The following is a 15,297-nucleotide window of genomic DNA, read 5'->3' as shown; positions in this document are numbered from 1 at the left end:
GGGGACCTTCTTGCCGATCGCGGAGAGGAAGTCCGTGGGGCTGTCGTTGAGGAACTGGATCGAACCGGACTCCAGCGCGGAGGTGCCGGTGGCCGCGGTCGTCGTCACGTACTTCACCTTCAGCTTCTGCTTGCTGAAGTAGCCGTTGGCCTCCGCGACCCGGATCGGCATGTCGAAGATGTTGCCCGCGACGCCGACGGTGACCGTGGTCGTGCCGTCCGCGTTCTTGCCGGAGCCGCTGCCGCCGCACGCGGTCAGCGCCACCGCGCACAGCGCGACGGCGCTGCCCGCCGCGAGGAGCCGGGCCCCGGAGCGGTGGTGGTGCGGCGCGCTGGTGTGCCGCGCGCCCGCGGCGGCTCTCGTGTCGCGCGCGGGTGTCTCGTCGTGGTTCATTCGGGACTCCTGTCACCGTGGGTGGTCTGGGGGAGAAGCGGCGCCCGCGCCGCGCCGGCGCCGCTTCACGTGGTGGGCCGGCCGCTACCCGAGGACGAGTGCGTGCCGGGCGGTGGCGACGTGGTGGCGCATCGCCGCGGTGGCCGCGTCGGGGTTCCGGGTCACGATGCCGAGGAGGATCGCCTGGTGCTCCTCGAACGACCCGGTCCTGGGGTGCTGGGCTGCGACGTTGCGGTACTGGCGCATCACCAGCGGGTAGAGCAGGGTGTCGCAGGCCCGGGACAGCGTCGCCTGGTGGGCGGCCGCCTTCACCTGCTGGTGGAAGCGCCGGTTGCCCTGCGAGTAGGCCGCCTGGTCGCCGCGGGAGCGGGAGTCGGCCATCTCCGCCAGCGTGGCGCGCAGTTCCCGGATCTCCTCCTCCGTGGCGCGCTCGGCGGCACGCCCGGCGAGCGCGGACTCGATGGTCTCGCGCGCCTCCAGGATGTCCTTGGCCTCCTCGGGTGAGAAGATCCGGGTCCGGACACCGCGGTTGACCTCGCTGGTGAGGTACCCCTCCTGCGCCAGGCGGACCAGCACGGCCCGCATGGTCCCCCGCGAGACGTCGCACATCCTGGTCAGGTCGGCTTCCGTCAGTCGCGTGTTGGGCTCGATGCTGCCGGACAGCAGCAGCGAGCGCAGTTCGTCGTACGCCTGGCTGTACCGGGTCGCGGATGCCCTGGTGTCGTGGGTGATGCCGTTGTCGCTCTGCATCGTGATTCGCCTAGGGGTCTCGAAGGGAGGGCGCCGTCCGGGGCCGGCCGCGCGGCCGGCCGGACGCCGCCGCGCGGGCCGGGTGTCAGTCCCCGACCACGCCGAGGCCGGGGTACAGGCGGCGGGCCGTCCCGGCGAAGATCTCCGCCCGGTCCTGCTCGGGCAGGCCCGCCAGCACCGTCTCGGCCAGCTCGCGCAGTTCGGGCAGCGACTGCTCGGCGGCCGGGAGGTTGGAGCCCCAGGCGATCCGGCCGGCGCCGAAGGAGTCCAGCACCGGGGTGAGGAAGCCGGCGGCCTTGTCGCCGGCGTCGTGGAGCCGTTCGAGGTTGCGGTGGGTCAGCTTCAGGTGCAGCCCGGGGTTCTTCGCCAGCGCGGCCACCTCCCGGCCGGCCTCCTCGGGCGAGTCCGCGATGTCGGGGTAGCCCATGTGGTCCAGCAGCACCCGCACCCCGGGGAAGCGCACCAGCACCGAGATCAGGTGCTTGGTGGCCGGCCCCAGCCGCATCTGGAGGCAGACGGTGACGCCCAGCTCCTCCGCCGACCGCCAGAAGTCGTACGTCTCCGGCGTCGCGAACCACTGGCCCTGCTCGGGCACGGTGCTGCCGCTGGTGAACAGCCGCACCCCGGCCAGGCCCCCGTCGCCGACCAGGTCCGCCAGCCGCGCGCCGGCCCCGGGCTTGAGCGGGTCGAAGGTGCCGACGGCGACGAACCGCTCGGGCCACTGGCGGCGGCTGTCCAGCACGTAGGAGTTGTCGTAGCCGTAGGCCGTGGTGGCCTGCACCAGCACGGACTGGCGTATGCCGGTCTCGTCCATGCGGGCCACCATCTCCTCGGCGGTGACCGGGCGGCTCGCGGCCCACGTGGACTGCTTGCCGCCCAGCGGCGCGCGCGGGTAGCGGGCCAGGTCCTGCGCGATGATGTGGCAGTGGGTGTCGACGATGTCCATGGTCGTCCGGTTTCCTTCGCCTCGGGGTGTGCTGGGGGTCGCGGTGCGCGGCCCGGGGCGCGTCGGCGCCCCGGGCGGTGCCGGTTCAGGCACCGGGGAAGTCGCCGTCGGCGAACAGCCGGTGCGGGTCGGTGGGGAAGTCCGCGTCGAGCAGGCCCTGCTGCTGCGAGTAGCGCACCAGCGCGCCGAGGGTCGCCGCGTTCGCCTCGATGCCGTAGGGGATCGGGTCGCCGCCGACCTGCCGGGCCTGCCGGCCCAGCCGCGGCAGCTCCGTCCACTCCGGGTCGGTGGCGACCTGCCGGCGCTTGCTCTCGGCGAGCGCCTTGTACAGCGCGGTCGGCAGGTTCGGGTCCTCCTCCACCAGCGCGGAGCGGATCGCGACCACCGAGTGCAGCGGGTAGATCCCGGTGCGCAGGTACCAGTCGGTGGCGATCACGTCGTCGTCGGCGAACAGCGGGTACGGTCCGGTGTCCGCGCCGCCGTCGGCGGCGGGGGCCGGCTCGGCCGCCGCGGTCCAGCCGGCGGTGGGCGCGCCGGCCCGGCCGGTGCCGGCGTTGCCGGTGAACGCCGCGTCGATGTCGCCGGCGCGCAGCAGCTCGCCCAGCGAGCGCCCGTCGGTGACCCGCTCCACGTTGCCGGGGGCGCGGCCCTCGATGTGGTCGTCGTCGTCGACCACCCAGGTGATCTTGTCGACGTCCACGCCGTACTCGCCTGCGAGGATGCCGCGCACCCACACGCCGGTGCTCACCGTGTAGGCGCGCACCCCGACCCGGCGCCCTTCGAGGTCCTTCGGGACGCGGATGCCGGAGCCGGCGGCGCACTGGATGTCGCCGTGGTGGAAGCGGCGGTTGAGGAAGACCGGGACCGCGGTGAGCGGCACGTCCTCCTGGAGCGCCATCAGGTAGGAGACGGGGGCGAGTTCGCACACGTCGAACTCCAGGTCCCTGATCATCCGCCGGTAGGCGCCGATGATCGGCCGGACCCGCACCTCCTCCACGCCGTGTCCGTCCACCGGGACACTGCCGTCGATCAACGCCTGGGCGTGCTGGTAGTTGCCGAGGGCCACCGAGAGCTTCGCCATGACCTGCCTTCCAGTCGGGTGTGTGCTGCGATACGGGGGGTGTGCGTGCGGCGCCGGTCAGCCGCCCAGGCGGGCGGGGGTGACGCCCAGCGCCGCGCAGGACCGCTCCACCAGCTCGTCGAACTCCACCGGGCGTACGAGCACGTCCTGCTCGCGGGCGTAGCGGGCGGCCAGCGCGACCGGGCCGCGCAGCGCCTCGAAGCCGGCCGGGTTGGTGCCGGCGGGGTCCTTCCCGGCCACCTCGCGCATCGCGTCGTACATGGCCAGGACCGCCGCGGAGTTCTCGGCGGCCGCCTGCTCGGTCACGCCCACCACGTGGTTGAGCGGCAGGAAGCCGCGCTCGGCCGTCCAGCGCTTCGCGACGTCGAGGGCGTCGGGGATCGCGGTGCGGATGCGGTCGTCGGCGGGCAGTTCGTTGCCCATGACCCCGAAGTCCAGGCGGCCTTCCAGGAAGTCGCTCTGGAGGCGGGCGCCCTCGGGCGCGCGCCGCACCCACGACGGGTCCTGGTAGCCGTCCACGTGCCCGGGCTCGTAGACCGTCCAGTCCGCCTTGCGCAGGTCGACGCCGTACTGCTCGGTGAGGAAGCCGCGCAGCCACACGCCGGTGGTCTGGCTCCAGGAGCGGACGCCGACGCTGCGGCCCTCTACGTCCGCGACGGTCAGCGCGCCCATCGTGACCAGGGTCTGGTGCTGGGTGCGGCCCAGCGTGGTGACCGGCAGCAGCACCACCGGCTTGTCGTGGGCGACGGCCTGGAGCAGGGTCACCACCGCCAGTTCGCACACGTCGACCGCCTGGTCGTTCACGAAGCCCCGCGACGCCTTGTGCACCGGCTTGATGTCCTGGCGCTCGACGTGCGCGCCGGCTTCCGTGCCCGCGCCGAGCGCGGCCGCCGCGAGGTCGTCGCGGCCCACAACCAACTTCATCTTCCGACTCCTTCTGCTTCGTGTCCGGTTCAGGCCCGGCCGGGCCGGTCGGCGTGGCCGTGTCCGGGCCCGTGCCGGTGGAACCGCTCGTGGTGCTGGCGCAGCAGGTCGGCGCCGTAGTCGTTGCCGTTCGGGGTGCGCACCACGGTGTGGATGTGCCGCCGGGTCGGCACGTCGTTGTCGAACATGACCCCGGCCTGGTGCTCGAACTCGACGAGGATCACCGGGCTGTGCACGCGGTAGTAGAAGGCGCTGTCCGGGCCGCCGTCGCCGATCCAGGAGAAGTACGTCTCCTGCTTGTGGGCGAGCACCTCGGCGGTGCGCACCTGCGCCTGGGCGTCGGCGGCCCGGCCGGTGTACAGCCCGAGCAACTCGGTGGCCAGCGCGTACTGGTGGCCGGTCAGCTCGGTGAACGGCATGCCCTGGTAGTTGAGTTCGTAGTTGTCGCGGAAGGCGCCGACGAACAGGTCGGGGGGCAGCACGTCGCCGATCACGGCCTGCGCGCGCTGCTTGCCGGTCAGGCTGTCGAACAGCTCCTGGCCGACGGCCTCCTCGCGGCGGAAGACGTGCGTGCCGGCGTACTTGCCGGAGGTGGCGTGCACCGGTTCGGCGCCCAGGAAGGTCGGGGTGAGCACCATCTGGTCGCCGACGAACACGCAGTTGACGTTGACGTGGTGGCCGTCGAGCTGCCAGCCCCACGGCTGCGCGCCGTCGCCGGGGTCGCCGTAGACGGTGAACCAGTACAGCCACTCGTTGAGCAGGTCCTCCTCGCCGCGCAGCTCGCCGATGGTGAGGTTGAGGTGCATCAGGTCGACGACCTGCGTGAAGCCGGTCTCGCTGAGGCTGGCGCGCATCACGGCAAGGGCCGAGTCCCGTACCGGGTCCGCGAGTTCCTCCAGGCACACGCCGTGCCGCAGGAAGTAGCGGGCGCCGTTGGCCCAGTGCCGCCACGACACGTCGTCCATCGGCAGCCGGCCCTCGGCCAGTTGTGCGGCGCTGAGGCCGGAGAGGTAGCGCTCGGCGGCGCGGCGCACCGCGGTGACGTCCACGCCGGTGCTGTGCAGCGGGAACAGCCCCGGGCGCACCCCGGCGGAGTCGGCGACGCCGCGGAAGGGCTCGTCGGCGGCGCGCCTGCGCCACTCCACCCGCTCCAGCAGGTCCGGGGTCCACACCGCGGGCTTGCGGGTGGGCGCCTTGGGCCGGTACCTGAGTCCGTCAGTCATCGAGGAACGCCCCTTCCCGCACGATCCGGTCGACGTCGACCGGGGTGCGCACGACCTGCTGCTCCAGCGCGTAGCCGGCGCCGATCCGCACCGACTCCGCCAGTTCGCCGCTCCAGCCGGCCGCGACGACCCGCCCGGCGGGCGAGGTGTCGCGCTGGTCCGCGGTGGCGGCGATCGACGCCGCCAGTGCCCGGTACAGCGCGGCGACCGCCTGCGGCGCGGACTTCAGCACCTCGTCGCGGACCACGACCATGTGGTTGACCGGGACGGTGCCGTGCCGGTCGATCCACGCCTGCGCGGCGGCCGGCGCGTCCGGCAGGACCGGGACCAGTTCCACGCCCTGGGTGCCGATGGCACGCGGGCCGAGCACCGCGGCCGCCACGTCGCCGGTGCGCAGCAGGTCGGCGACCTTGGACGCGTCCGAGCGCTGGACGTTGTCCGGCGCGCGGTACTGCGCGACGTGCGGCTCCTCGGTGGTGACCCAGGTGACGTCCGAGGGGCGGACGCCGTAGTCCTCGCGGAGCACGCCGCGCACCCACAGCCCGGTGGTCTGGCTGTAGGAGCGCACCCCGACCCGGGCGCCGGCCAGGCCGGCCGGGGTGAGCGCCGGGCCGTCCGGCAGCCGGGTGAGCGAGCCGTGGTGGGTGCCGCCGATCATCGCCACCGGCAGCAGCGTGATCGGCACGCCCGCCTCGCGGGCCTGGAAGTACGTCGCGAGGGCCATCTCGCACACGTCGTACTCCAGGCTCCGGACCATCCGGGCGAAGGCGGAGTACAGCGGCTTCGCCTGCGCCCAGGCGCACTCCACCCCGGGGACCGGGACGGTGCCGTCCTTCAGCGGCCGGGTGTGCGGGTAGTCCCCCAGCAGGACCGACAGCGGCGCCATCACACGTCCTCGCCGTACTGGAGCCGGCGGTAGGGCACGCTCAGCACGTTGCGGGTGATCCGCACGTCGACGACGGTCGGGCGCGGGTCGCGGACGAACTCCGCGAGCGCGGCGAGCAGTTCGCCGGTGGTGCGGACGGTGGCGCCGCCGCCGCCGAGCGCGACCGCGACCGGCCCGAGGTCGGGGTTGCCGATCACCGCCAGCTCCGGGTCCAGGCCCTTCGCCTTCGCCTTGTGGAACTCCGCGCCCAGCCCCTCGTCGTTCATCACCACGACCAGCACCGGGATGTCGTAGCGGCAGGCGGTCTCGAACTCCGACAGGTGCATCAGGAAGCTGGCGTCGCCCTCGACGACGAACGCCGGGCGGTTGCCGTTCGCCACGATCGAGCCGATGGTCAGCAGCGGGGCCTGGCCGATCGCGCCGAACATGCCGTAGTTGGAGAGCACTTCGCGGGAGCGCTGGAAGAGCATGGTGCCGAAGTCGGTCTGGTGGCCGCTGCCGAGGACCAGGCCGATCTCGCGCGGCAGGGCGGCGTCCAGCACCCGGATCACCTCGCGCGGGTCGAGCCGGCCGGGCTCCTCCTCGTAGCCGGACGGCTCCGCGAGCGCCTCGGTGAGCCGGCTGCGCACCTCGTCGGTGTGGAAGCCCTCGCTACTCGCCGGGCTCTTGGCGAGGACCGTGTTCAGCTCGGCGAGCGCGGTGCGCGCGTCGGCCCGTACGTAGCACTCCGCGGCGCGGCCGTGGCCCATCACCACGTTCTGCGCGGTGTCGATCTGCACATAGGTGGCGTCGGGGAAGAGCAGGCCGTGCTCGGTGGTGTAGTGGTTGAGGCTGGCGCCGACCGCGATGACGCAGTCGGCCTCCTGGAGCAGTTCCATGGCGACCTTGTTGCCGTACAGCCCGGAGATCCCGACGTGGAACTCCGTCGCGTCGCACAGCCAGTTCTTCGCCTGGAGGGTGGTGGCCAGCAGCGCGCCGGTGTGCTCCTGGAAGCGCAGCAGCTCCTCGCCCGCCTCGGAGGCGCGGGCGCCGCGCCCGGCGATGACGACCACGCGCTTGGCGGCCCGCACGATCGCCGCCGCCTGCTCCACCCGGGTCGGGTCGGGCAGCAGCCGCGCGGTGTCGATGAGGTCGGTGGAGGGGACGTAGGGGCCGGCGTCCTCGTACTCCTTGACCTGCACGTCGAACGGGGCGCTGATCATGATCGGCCGGGACTCGGTCCTGGCCAGGTAGAACGCCTGGCGCACCGCCTCCTCGGCGAGTTCGGGCCGCGAGACCTGCACGAAGCCGCACTCGATGGCGGCGGCGAACCGGCGCTGGTCGAGGTACTGCACGGCCGTCTCGTCGCCGACCGGCACCTCGCCGCAGAAGGCGACGAGCGGGGTGCGGGCCCGGGCGGCCACGATCATCGAGGTGGCCAGCTGCGCGGTGCCCGGGCCGCTGGTGGTGGTGACCACGCCGGGCCGGCCCGCGGCGCGCGCCCAGCCGTCGGCCATGCCCAGGCCCGAGCCCTCGTGCCGCACCTCGTACAGCTTCACCCCGCGCTCGTGCAGGGCGTTCATCCAGTGCATGTTGGCGTCGCCCATCATGCCGAAGACGTCGGTGGCGCCCTCTTTGACGAACGCCTCGGCGAGTGCCTCGTAGACCTTCACTTGCCGGACTCCTTCGCGGTGGTGGTGGAGGGGGTGGCGGCGACGCCGCGCTGCGCCAGGATCTGCGGCAGCCGGGAGAACACCCGCAGCGCGTTGCCGCCGAAGATCGCGTCCCGGTCGGCCGCGTCCAGGGAGTCCACGGAGTCCAGCAGGTGGCCGGTGTCGTCGAAGCGGTGGCCGGTCTCGGGGTCCACCCCGCGGACGGCGCCGATCATCTCCGAGGCGAACAGGATGTTCTGCGCGGGCAGCACGTCCACCAGCAGCTGCATGCCGCGCCGGTGGTACACGCAGGTGTCGAAGTAGACGTTGCGCAGCACCGCCTCCTCCACCGGCGGCAGCCCCCGGTCCTGGAGGAAGCCGCGGTAGCGGCCCCAGTGGTAGGGGACGGCGCCGCCGCCGTGCGGCAGGATGAACTTCAGCGTCGGGAAGTCCTTGAACAGCTCCGAGGTGCACAGCTGCATGAAGGCGGCGGTGTCGCCGTTGAGGTAGTGCGCGCAGGTGCCCTGGAGGGCCGGGTTGCGGGACATCGCGACGTGCACCATCGCGGGGACGTCCAGCTCCGCCATCTTCTCGTAGAGCGGGTAGTAGACCTTGTCGGTCAGCGGCGGGGCCTGCCAGTTGCCGTCCGACGGGTCGGGGTTGAGCAGGCAGCCGACGAAGCCCAGCTCCTCGACGCAGCGCTGGAGTTCGGCGGCGCTGTGCCGGACGGAGGCGGCCAGCGGCTCGCCCGGGGACTGCGGCAGCTGGCACACCCCGACGAACCGGTCCGGGAAGAGCCCGCAGACCCGGGCGATCAGGTCGTTGCTGACGTGCGACCAGGCCAGACTGGTCTGCTCGTCGCCGTAGTGGTGGGCCATCTTGCCCGCGCCGGGCGAGAACAGCGCCAGATCCGTCCCCCGCTCCAGCTGGAGCTTCAGCTGCCCCTGCTCGATGGCGGTTCTGATCTCGTCGTCGCTGATGCGCAGTTCGGCGGGCGACAGCCGCGCGCCGGACTCCTCGAACGCCTGGATCTGCCGCTCGCGCCACTTCCCCAGCGCGGCCGGAGCCGTGGTGAAGTGACCGTGACAGTCGATACGCATGCAAAACTCCGAAACTCGCGTGCCGGGGGCGCGGGCGCGCCTGCGGCGGGGGCGGGGGTGTGGTGCGGCGGGGGGGCGTGCGGGCCCGGTCGCGGGGAGGCGCGGGCACCGGGCCCGTACGCGGGGCCGGTGCGGCTGGGCCGCGGCTGGTTCGCGGCTCAGCGGCTCAGCGGCTCAGTCGCGGCCGGTCAGGGAGCGGCCCAGTTCCAGCCCGGGGTAGGTGCGCACCGGCATGGACATCAGGAAGCGGTAGCCGTCGTCCAGCACCTGCTTGACGTTGTCGGCCGTGACGTGCGGGTGGCCGACCGGCACGTTGCGGGCGGCGCAGATGTCGAGGATGCGGCGCTTGCACTCCAGCATCAGCGGGTGGTCGTACTGGCGGGGGATGCCCAGTTCCTGGCTCATGTCGCCCTCGCCGATGATGATCAGGCCGATGCCCGGCACCTGGTCGAGGATGTCCGGCAGGTTGTCGATGGCGAGTTGGTCCTCGATCATGAGGGCCACCAGGATCTCGCCGTCCGGGTCCAGGGGCCACACGTCGGCCTTGGCGTAGTACTCCGCGTTGCTGACGCCCCAGTAGCGGGCGGCGGTGGCGGGGCTGTCGCCGCGCAGGCCGGCGGGCTGGTGGCGGGGGCGGTCCGGCAGCCGCGGGTAGCGGCAGGCGGCGACGGCGTTGTACGCCTCCTCGACCGTGGAGATGTGCGGCCACACGATGCCGTACGCGCCCAGGTCCAGTGCCTGCTTGGCCTGCCACTGGCCCTTCTCGCCGCCGTTGACGGGGATGCGGACCAGCGGGGTGAGCGCGGGCGCGAGGCTGTCGGCGCCGAAGATCTGCTTGCGGTTCAGCAGGTACTGGAGGCTGTCGCGCAGGGCGGGGACGTCCCACGGCTTGTGCTCGGTCTCGAAGACCAGCGCGTCGTAGGCGCTGGTGCCGAACTCCAGGGCGGCGGACGGGTCGGCCGCGGAGAAGGACGCGAAGACGTGCTGTCCTGCCTCGAAGGCGGCGATCACCTTATTGAGCCGGGGCGTTGCCACTGCCGACCTCCTCGGTCTGCGTCGGGTGCGAAGCGTCGTGGGTGTGCGGGGCGCTCTGGGCGCCGCGGGCCGGGGCCGCGGGGGTGGGGTGCGGCGGGTCCTGGCGGCGGCCGAAGAGGCGGCCGAACCAGGCGAGGCAGCGGCGCAGCAGCCCGGCGGGGGCGGGGGCGGGGGCGTGTGCGGAGGTGGATGCGGGGGCCGGGGTGGCGGAGGGCGCGGGGGCGGCGGCCGGCGCGGGTGCCGGGGCGGACGCGGACACGGGGGCGGCGGCCGGGTCGGCGGCGGAGGGGGTGGAGGCGGCGGGCGTCGGCAGCGGCTCGGCGGCGGGCGCGGCCGCGGGCTGCCCGCACTTCGCGATCAGCTTGGCGGTGAAGTCCTTGGTCATCCGGGAGACCACCACATTGGCGCCGGACTCGACCAGCGAGGCGAGCTTGCCGCTGAGGGTCACCTCGCCGTCCATCAGCACCCGCGCGCTGCCGGGCTCGGCGCCGTCGACCACGCGGAACGTCGCGTCGCCGCGGAAGCGGGTGGCGCCCTGGCCGTCGCCGCCGCGGGCCGACAGCCGGCCCTCGAACTCCCCCGGGTCCAGGTCGAGCGTGATGCGGGCGGCGAACTTCACCCGGATCGCGCCGAACTTGATCACCAGGGCCCCGTCGAACGACCCGTCGTCATGGGCCTCACCGAGTTCCGCCCCGGCGATGCAGGACACGACGTCCGCGGGGTTGGACACGACTTCCCACACCCGGCTGCGCGGGCTCGGGACGTCGATCTCTTCCTTGATCGTTATCACTGCGGTTCCTTACGCGGGAGCGCCGGACAGGTCTATCTCCGACTTGAACAGGCTCCACAGGTCGTTGTAGAGCTCGGAGAACTCGCGCGACTCGACCAGCGAACCGATGTCGCGCGGCCGTTCGAAGGGGACTTCCAGGACGCGGCGCACCGTCCCGGGCCCCTTGGACATCACGATCACCTCGTCGGCGAGGTAGAGCGCCTCGTTGAGGTCGTGGGTGACGAAGATGAGGGTGCCCTGCTGCTCCTGCCACAGGTTGAGCAGGTCCTGCTGGAGCTTGAGCCGGGTGATGGCGTCCAGCGGGCCGAACGGCTCGTCCATGAGCACGATCGCCGGGTCGTAGATCAGCGCCCGCGCGATGGCGACGCGCTTCTGCATGCCGCCGGACAGTTCGCGCGGGTAGTGGTCCTCGAAGCCGGTCAGGCCGACCACCTTGATCCAGTGCGCGATCCGCTCGTTGCGCTCGTCCTTGGGCACATGGCGGAACTTCAGCGCCAGGCCGATGTTGGCCCGCACGCTCAGCCAGGGCAGCAGGTTGGACTTCTGGGTCACGTAGGCCGCTTCGGAGTTGACCCCGCGGACCGGTTCGCCGTTGAAGTCGACCGTGCCCCGGGACGGGTTGAGCAGTCCGGCGGCCAGGTTGAGGATGGTGCTCTTGCCGCACCCGCTCGGCCCGATCACGGCGACGAGTTTGCGCCGCCGGACCCGGAACGAGACGTTCTCGATGGCCGGCTGGTGGGTCCCGGGGAACTCCAGGGTCACGTCCTCGAAGCGGAGTGCCTCCGCACTGGTGTCTTGCTGGTTGGTCGACAACTCTGTCTCCTTGGCCTGCAACGGGAGAGGCGATCCGGGGCTCGCGGATGGGCATTCGAGCCACTTAGCCGGTCAACGCCGCTGGTTACGGTGCGGCTTCCACACGGCAGTCCGGTACGCGCGGCACCCCATGGAGTGGGTGACCCGCGGTCCCGACTGGCGGATTGTCCAACAACTTGCGAGCGACCGTAACACCGCCGAATCGTCAGCTCAAGAAGGGTGCGCGAAAATCCTTGGTTCTGGTCCGCCCGGCCGCACCACGGCCGCCGCGGCCTGTTGAACAAAACGGCGAGGCCACCGGCCCGACGGCGCGATCTGGTGTAAAAGGGTGTATATGCACCGGTCCCGTCGGCTGCGGGGTCCGGCCGGCTCATCACGTGGCCCGCGCACACGTGGGTGGTGGCGCGGTCCGCAGTCGCTCCTCAGCCCGCGCAGTGTGGTCGGCCAGATGTTCCTGCTCCAGGTGGCGGTCATCCTGCTGATGGCAGCCGTCGCCGCGGTCCTGCTCGTGGTGACCGTCGAACGCGAGGCCGAGCAGGCCGCGGCCCGCCGCTCCGCCGCGATCGCGCACGCCGTCGCGTACTCTCCGGGCGTGGTCGCGGCCCTGCGGTCGCACGACCCCACCGCCCAGCTCCAGCCGGCGGCCGACGCCATCATGCGCACCTCCCACGTCGACTTCGTCGTGGTCGTCGACCGGCGGGGCATCCGCTACACCCAGCCCGACCGGGCGTCGCTGCTGCACACCCGGATCTCGTACCCCCAGGACCTGCGCGCCCTCCGGACGGGACGCGCCGTCACCGGCCACGTGAAGTCCGGCGGCCACGACGCCATGCGCACGTTCGTCCCGATCAAGGACAGCGACGGGAGGGTGGTCGGCGGGGTCGCCGTCGGGGTGCGGGTGAGCACCATCGACGCGACCGAGGCCGGGCGGCTGCCGGTGCTGCTGGGGATCACCGCGTTCGCGATGGCCGCGAGCACCGTGGGCACCGCGCTGCTCGGCCGGCGCCTGCTGCGGCAGACCCGCGGGCTGGGCCCGTCCGAGATCACCCGCCTGTACCTGCACAACGACGCGGTGCTGCACGCCGTGCGCGAGGGCATCGTGATCATGGACGCCGACGGCACGATCCTGCTGGCCAACGCCGAGGCGCGCAAGCTGCTCGGCCTGCCGCCGGAGGCCCAGGGCCAGCAGGTGGACGCGCTGCCCCTGGCCCCTCCGCTCGCCGAGCTGCTGGGCTCGGGGCGGGAGGCCAGCGACGAGGTGCACCTGGCCGGCGGCCGGGTGCTCGTGGTCAACCAGCGCCCCCTGGACGGCCACGAGGCGGTGGCCGGCAGCGTCGCCACCATGCGGGACTCCACCGAGCTGAGCGAGCTGTCCAGCCGGGCGGACGCCGCGCGCAAGCGGCTGTCGGTGCTGTACGGCGCGAGCATCGGCGTCGGCAGCACCCTGGACGTCGGGCGCACGGTCGGCGAGCTCGCCAAGGCCACGGTCCCGCTGTTCGCCGACTACCTGACCGTCGACCTCGCCGAGCCGGTGCTGAACGGCGACGAACCCACCGGCGCCGAGCCGGAGTTGCAGCGCGTCGTGAGCGCCGGTATCCAGCCGGACCCGCCGTTCGCCCCGGTCGGCGCACACGTCGCGGTCGACCTCGCCACCCTCGCGGCGGGCGCGCCGGACGCCGGGCGCGGGCGGCTGGACGCCGACCTCTCGGCGGGCGACGGCCTCGTGCCCCGGTACGTCCCCGGCTTCGGCGCCGCCGACCCCGCGCTGACCGAACCCGTCGCGGCCCGCGGCATCCACTCGCTGGTCACGGTCCCGCTGCGGGCCCGCGGCGTGGTGCTGGGCGTCGCCGCCTTCTGGCAGGCGCAGGGCCGCGCCCCCTTCGAGCAGGACGACCTGGAGCTGGCCGAGGAGCTGGCCGCGCGCGCCGCGGTCGCCATCGACAACGCCCGCCGGTACACCCGCGAGCACGCCATGGCCGTCACCTTGCAGCGCAGCCTGCTGCCCGGGGCGCCGCCGGAGCTCAGCGCCCTGCAAGCCGCCCACCGCTACCTGCCGGCCGCCTCCGGCGGGGTGGGCGGCGACTGGTTCGACGTGATCGCGCTGCCCGGCGCGCGGGTGGCGCTGGTGGTCGGGGACGTCGTCGGCCACGGGCTGCACGCCGCGGCGACCATGGGCCGGCTGCGCACCGCGGTGCACAACCTGTCGGCGCTCGACCTGGCGCCCGACGAGCTGCTGTCGCTGCTGGACGACCTGGTCACGCGGATGGACGCCGACGAGGGCAAGGACACCGGCGGCGAGCCGGGCGTCACCGGCGCCACCTGCCTGTACGCGGTGTACGACCCGTCCTCCGGCCTGGCCACCATCGCGCGCGCCGGGCACCCGATGCCGCTGCTGGTGCGGCCGGACGGCACCGTGCACACCCCGGACGTGCCGGTCTCCCCGCCGCTGGGCCTGGGCGGCGCGGAGCCGTCCGAGGCCACCGAGCTGGACCTCGCCGAGGGCAGCACGCTGGTGCTCTACACCGACGGCCTGGTCGAACGCCGCGACCGCGACATCGACTTCGGCCTGGACCTGCTGCGCGGCACGCTGGCCGCCCACCCGGGCCTGGACCCGGAGGCGACCTGCCAGGCGGTGCTGGACGCGGTGCTGCCCGAGCACCCCGCGGACGACGTCGCCCTGCTGGTGGCCCGCACCCGGCGGCTGCCCGCGGAGCGGATCGCCCGGTGGGAGATGCCCTCCGACCCGGCGGCGGTCGCCGAGGTCCGCGCGGCGTGCGGGCGGCAGCTGGCCGCGTGGGGGCTGGAAGGGCTCGGCTACAACACCGAGCTGATCGTCTCCGAGCTGGCTACCAACGCCGTCCGCTACGGCTCTCCCCCGCTCAGCGTCCGCCTGCTGTACGACCGCAAGCTGATCTGCGAGGTCGCCGACGGCAGCAGCACCTCGCCGCACCTGCTGCGCGCGGCCGGCACCGACGAGGGCGGCCGCGGACTGTTCCTCGTGGCCAGCCTCGCCGAGCGCTGGGGCACCCGCTACACCCGTCGCGGCAAGGTGATCTGGACCGAGCAGCCGCTGCACACCGCGGCGGACGAGGCCGCCGCGGCCACCGCGGAGGAGCTGCTCGACCAGTGGGGCGACGAGGAGCTCTGAGCCCCACCCGCCTCACTATTGTCCGACATTTTCTCTCGCCCCCCTTTGGCCACCGCGCCACAGCTTCCTGGCTCCACAGCCGAAATTCCTTGCTGTCGCACGCCGTTGTGCGGCGTTGCCCGTCGGAGTTGTTGCGGCACCATGGACCCGGTGTTACGGTCGCCCACACCTTGTATGACAATCAGCGCCCGGCTTGCCGCGTGGCGACTGGGGAGAAGTCATGAGACGCCACACCTCGGACGCCGGTGACGCCACCGGCAGACCCGCCGCCCGGGCCGTCGCGGCAAGCTGCGCCCTGGCGCTGTGCGCGGTCGCGCTGACCGCGTGCGGCGGCACCACCGGCGCCGGCAAGAACGCGGACGGCACGACCACGGTCACCGTCGGCGTCGCGGGCAACATCTTCGACATGCCGATCCGCCTGGCCGACGCCAATGGCTACTTCAGCAAGCAGAAGCTGAAGGTGAAGTACGTGACGACGACCGCGGCCACCGGCACCTCCGCGCTCCAGTCGGGCTCGATCCAGTTCCTCAACGACAGCCCCACCGACTTCCTCTCCGCCGTCGACCGCCGCGTCCCG

Annotated in this window: 12 protein-coding genes and 2 pseudogenes; 2 read left to right on the top strand and 12 right to left on the bottom strand. The window is 73.0% G+C overall.

The window, feature by feature from the left end; all coding sequences use genetic code 11:
• The 12 genes and pseudogenes from AC3ERT_RS35930 to AC3ERT_RS35875 form a co-directional block, all read right to left on the bottom strand.
• Positions 1-393 (bottom strand): annotated as a pseudogene (locus AC3ERT_RS35930) (hypothetical protein); the annotation flags it as partial.
• 84 nt (positions 394-477) lie between these two features.
• Entirely contained in the window at positions 478-1,143 is a 666-nt protein-coding gene (locus AC3ERT_RS35925; protein ID WP_335984329.1) for a GntR family transcriptional regulator, read from the bottom strand.
• 85 nt (positions 1,144-1,228) lie between these two features.
• The gene (locus tag AC3ERT_RS35920; protein WP_335984331.1) at positions 1,229-2,089 is read right to left on the bottom strand and encodes an amidohydrolase family protein; all 861 of its coding nucleotides are present in this window, start codon (positions 2,087-2,089) and stop codon (positions 1,229-1,231) included.
• 85 nt (positions 2,090-2,174) lie between these two features.
• On the bottom strand, positions 2,175-3,170 hold the full coding sequence (locus AC3ERT_RS35915) for an ABC transporter substrate-binding protein (protein WP_335984333.1): 996 nt from the start codon (positions 3,168-3,170) through the stop codon (positions 2,175-2,177).
• 57 nt (positions 3,171-3,227) lie between these two features.
• Positions 3,228-4,094, bottom strand: a complete 867-nt coding sequence (locus AC3ERT_RS35910) for a substrate-binding domain-containing protein (protein WP_435179297.1) — start codon at positions 4,092-4,094, stop codon at positions 3,228-3,230.
• 29 nt (positions 4,095-4,123) lie between these two features.
• Entirely contained in the window at positions 4,124-5,317 is a 1,194-nt protein-coding gene (locus AC3ERT_RS35905; RefSeq protein WP_435179295.1) for a DUF3500 domain-containing protein, read from the bottom strand.
• Positions 5,310-6,203 carry a substrate-binding domain-containing protein gene (locus tag AC3ERT_RS35900; RefSeq protein ID WP_435179293.1) on the bottom strand — a complete coding sequence of 298 codons (894 nt, stop codon included), beginning with the start codon at positions 6,201-6,203 and terminating at the stop codon, positions 5,310-5,312. Before AC3ERT_RS35900 ends, AC3ERT_RS35905 begins: the two co-directional genes overlap by 8 nt.
• Positions 6,203-7,855 carry a thiamine pyrophosphate-binding protein gene (locus AC3ERT_RS35895; RefSeq protein ID WP_435179291.1) on the bottom strand — a complete coding sequence of 551 codons (1,653 nt, stop codon included), beginning with the start codon at positions 7,853-7,855 and terminating at the stop codon, positions 6,203-6,205. The genes AC3ERT_RS35900 and AC3ERT_RS35895 overlap by 1 nt, the downstream gene beginning before the upstream one ends.
• Entirely contained in the window at positions 7,852-8,934 is a 1,083-nt protein-coding gene (locus AC3ERT_RS35890; RefSeq protein ID WP_435179289.1) for an amidohydrolase family protein, read from the bottom strand. Before AC3ERT_RS35890 ends, AC3ERT_RS35895 begins: the two co-directional genes overlap by 4 nt.
• A 174-nt stretch (positions 8,935-9,108) precedes the next feature.
• Positions 9,109-9,969, bottom strand: a complete 861-nt coding sequence (locus AC3ERT_RS35885; RefSeq protein WP_335984340.1) for an HpcH/HpaI aldolase family protein — start codon at positions 9,967-9,969, stop codon at positions 9,109-9,111.
• Positions 9,947-10,759, bottom strand: a complete 813-nt coding sequence (locus AC3ERT_RS35880; RefSeq protein ID WP_435179287.1) for an SRPBCC domain-containing protein — start codon at positions 10,757-10,759, stop codon at positions 9,947-9,949. The genes AC3ERT_RS35885 and AC3ERT_RS35880 overlap by 23 nt, the downstream gene beginning before the upstream one ends.
• Before the next feature lie 9 nt (positions 10,760-10,768).
• Entirely contained in the window at positions 10,769-11,572 is an 804-nt protein-coding gene (locus AC3ERT_RS35875) for an ABC transporter ATP-binding protein (protein WP_335984343.1), read from the bottom strand.
• Between the two features lie 448 nt (positions 11,573-12,020).
• Here AC3ERT_RS35875 and AC3ERT_RS35870 point away from each other — a divergent pair, with 448 nt between their 5' ends.
• On the top strand, positions 12,021-14,720 hold the full coding sequence (locus AC3ERT_RS35870; RefSeq protein WP_435179285.1) for a SpoIIE family protein phosphatase: 2,700 nt from the start codon (positions 12,021-12,023) through the stop codon (positions 14,718-14,720).
• Positions 14,721-14,940: 220 nt separating this feature from the next.
• Positions 14,941-15,297: pseudogene (locus tag AC3ERT_RS35865) on the top strand (hypothetical protein); the annotation flags it as partial.

It is taken from the genome of Actinacidiphila sp. bgisy145 (genome assembly GCF_057708125.1).
This window is presented reverse-complemented; position numbering and strand designations above follow the sequence as displayed.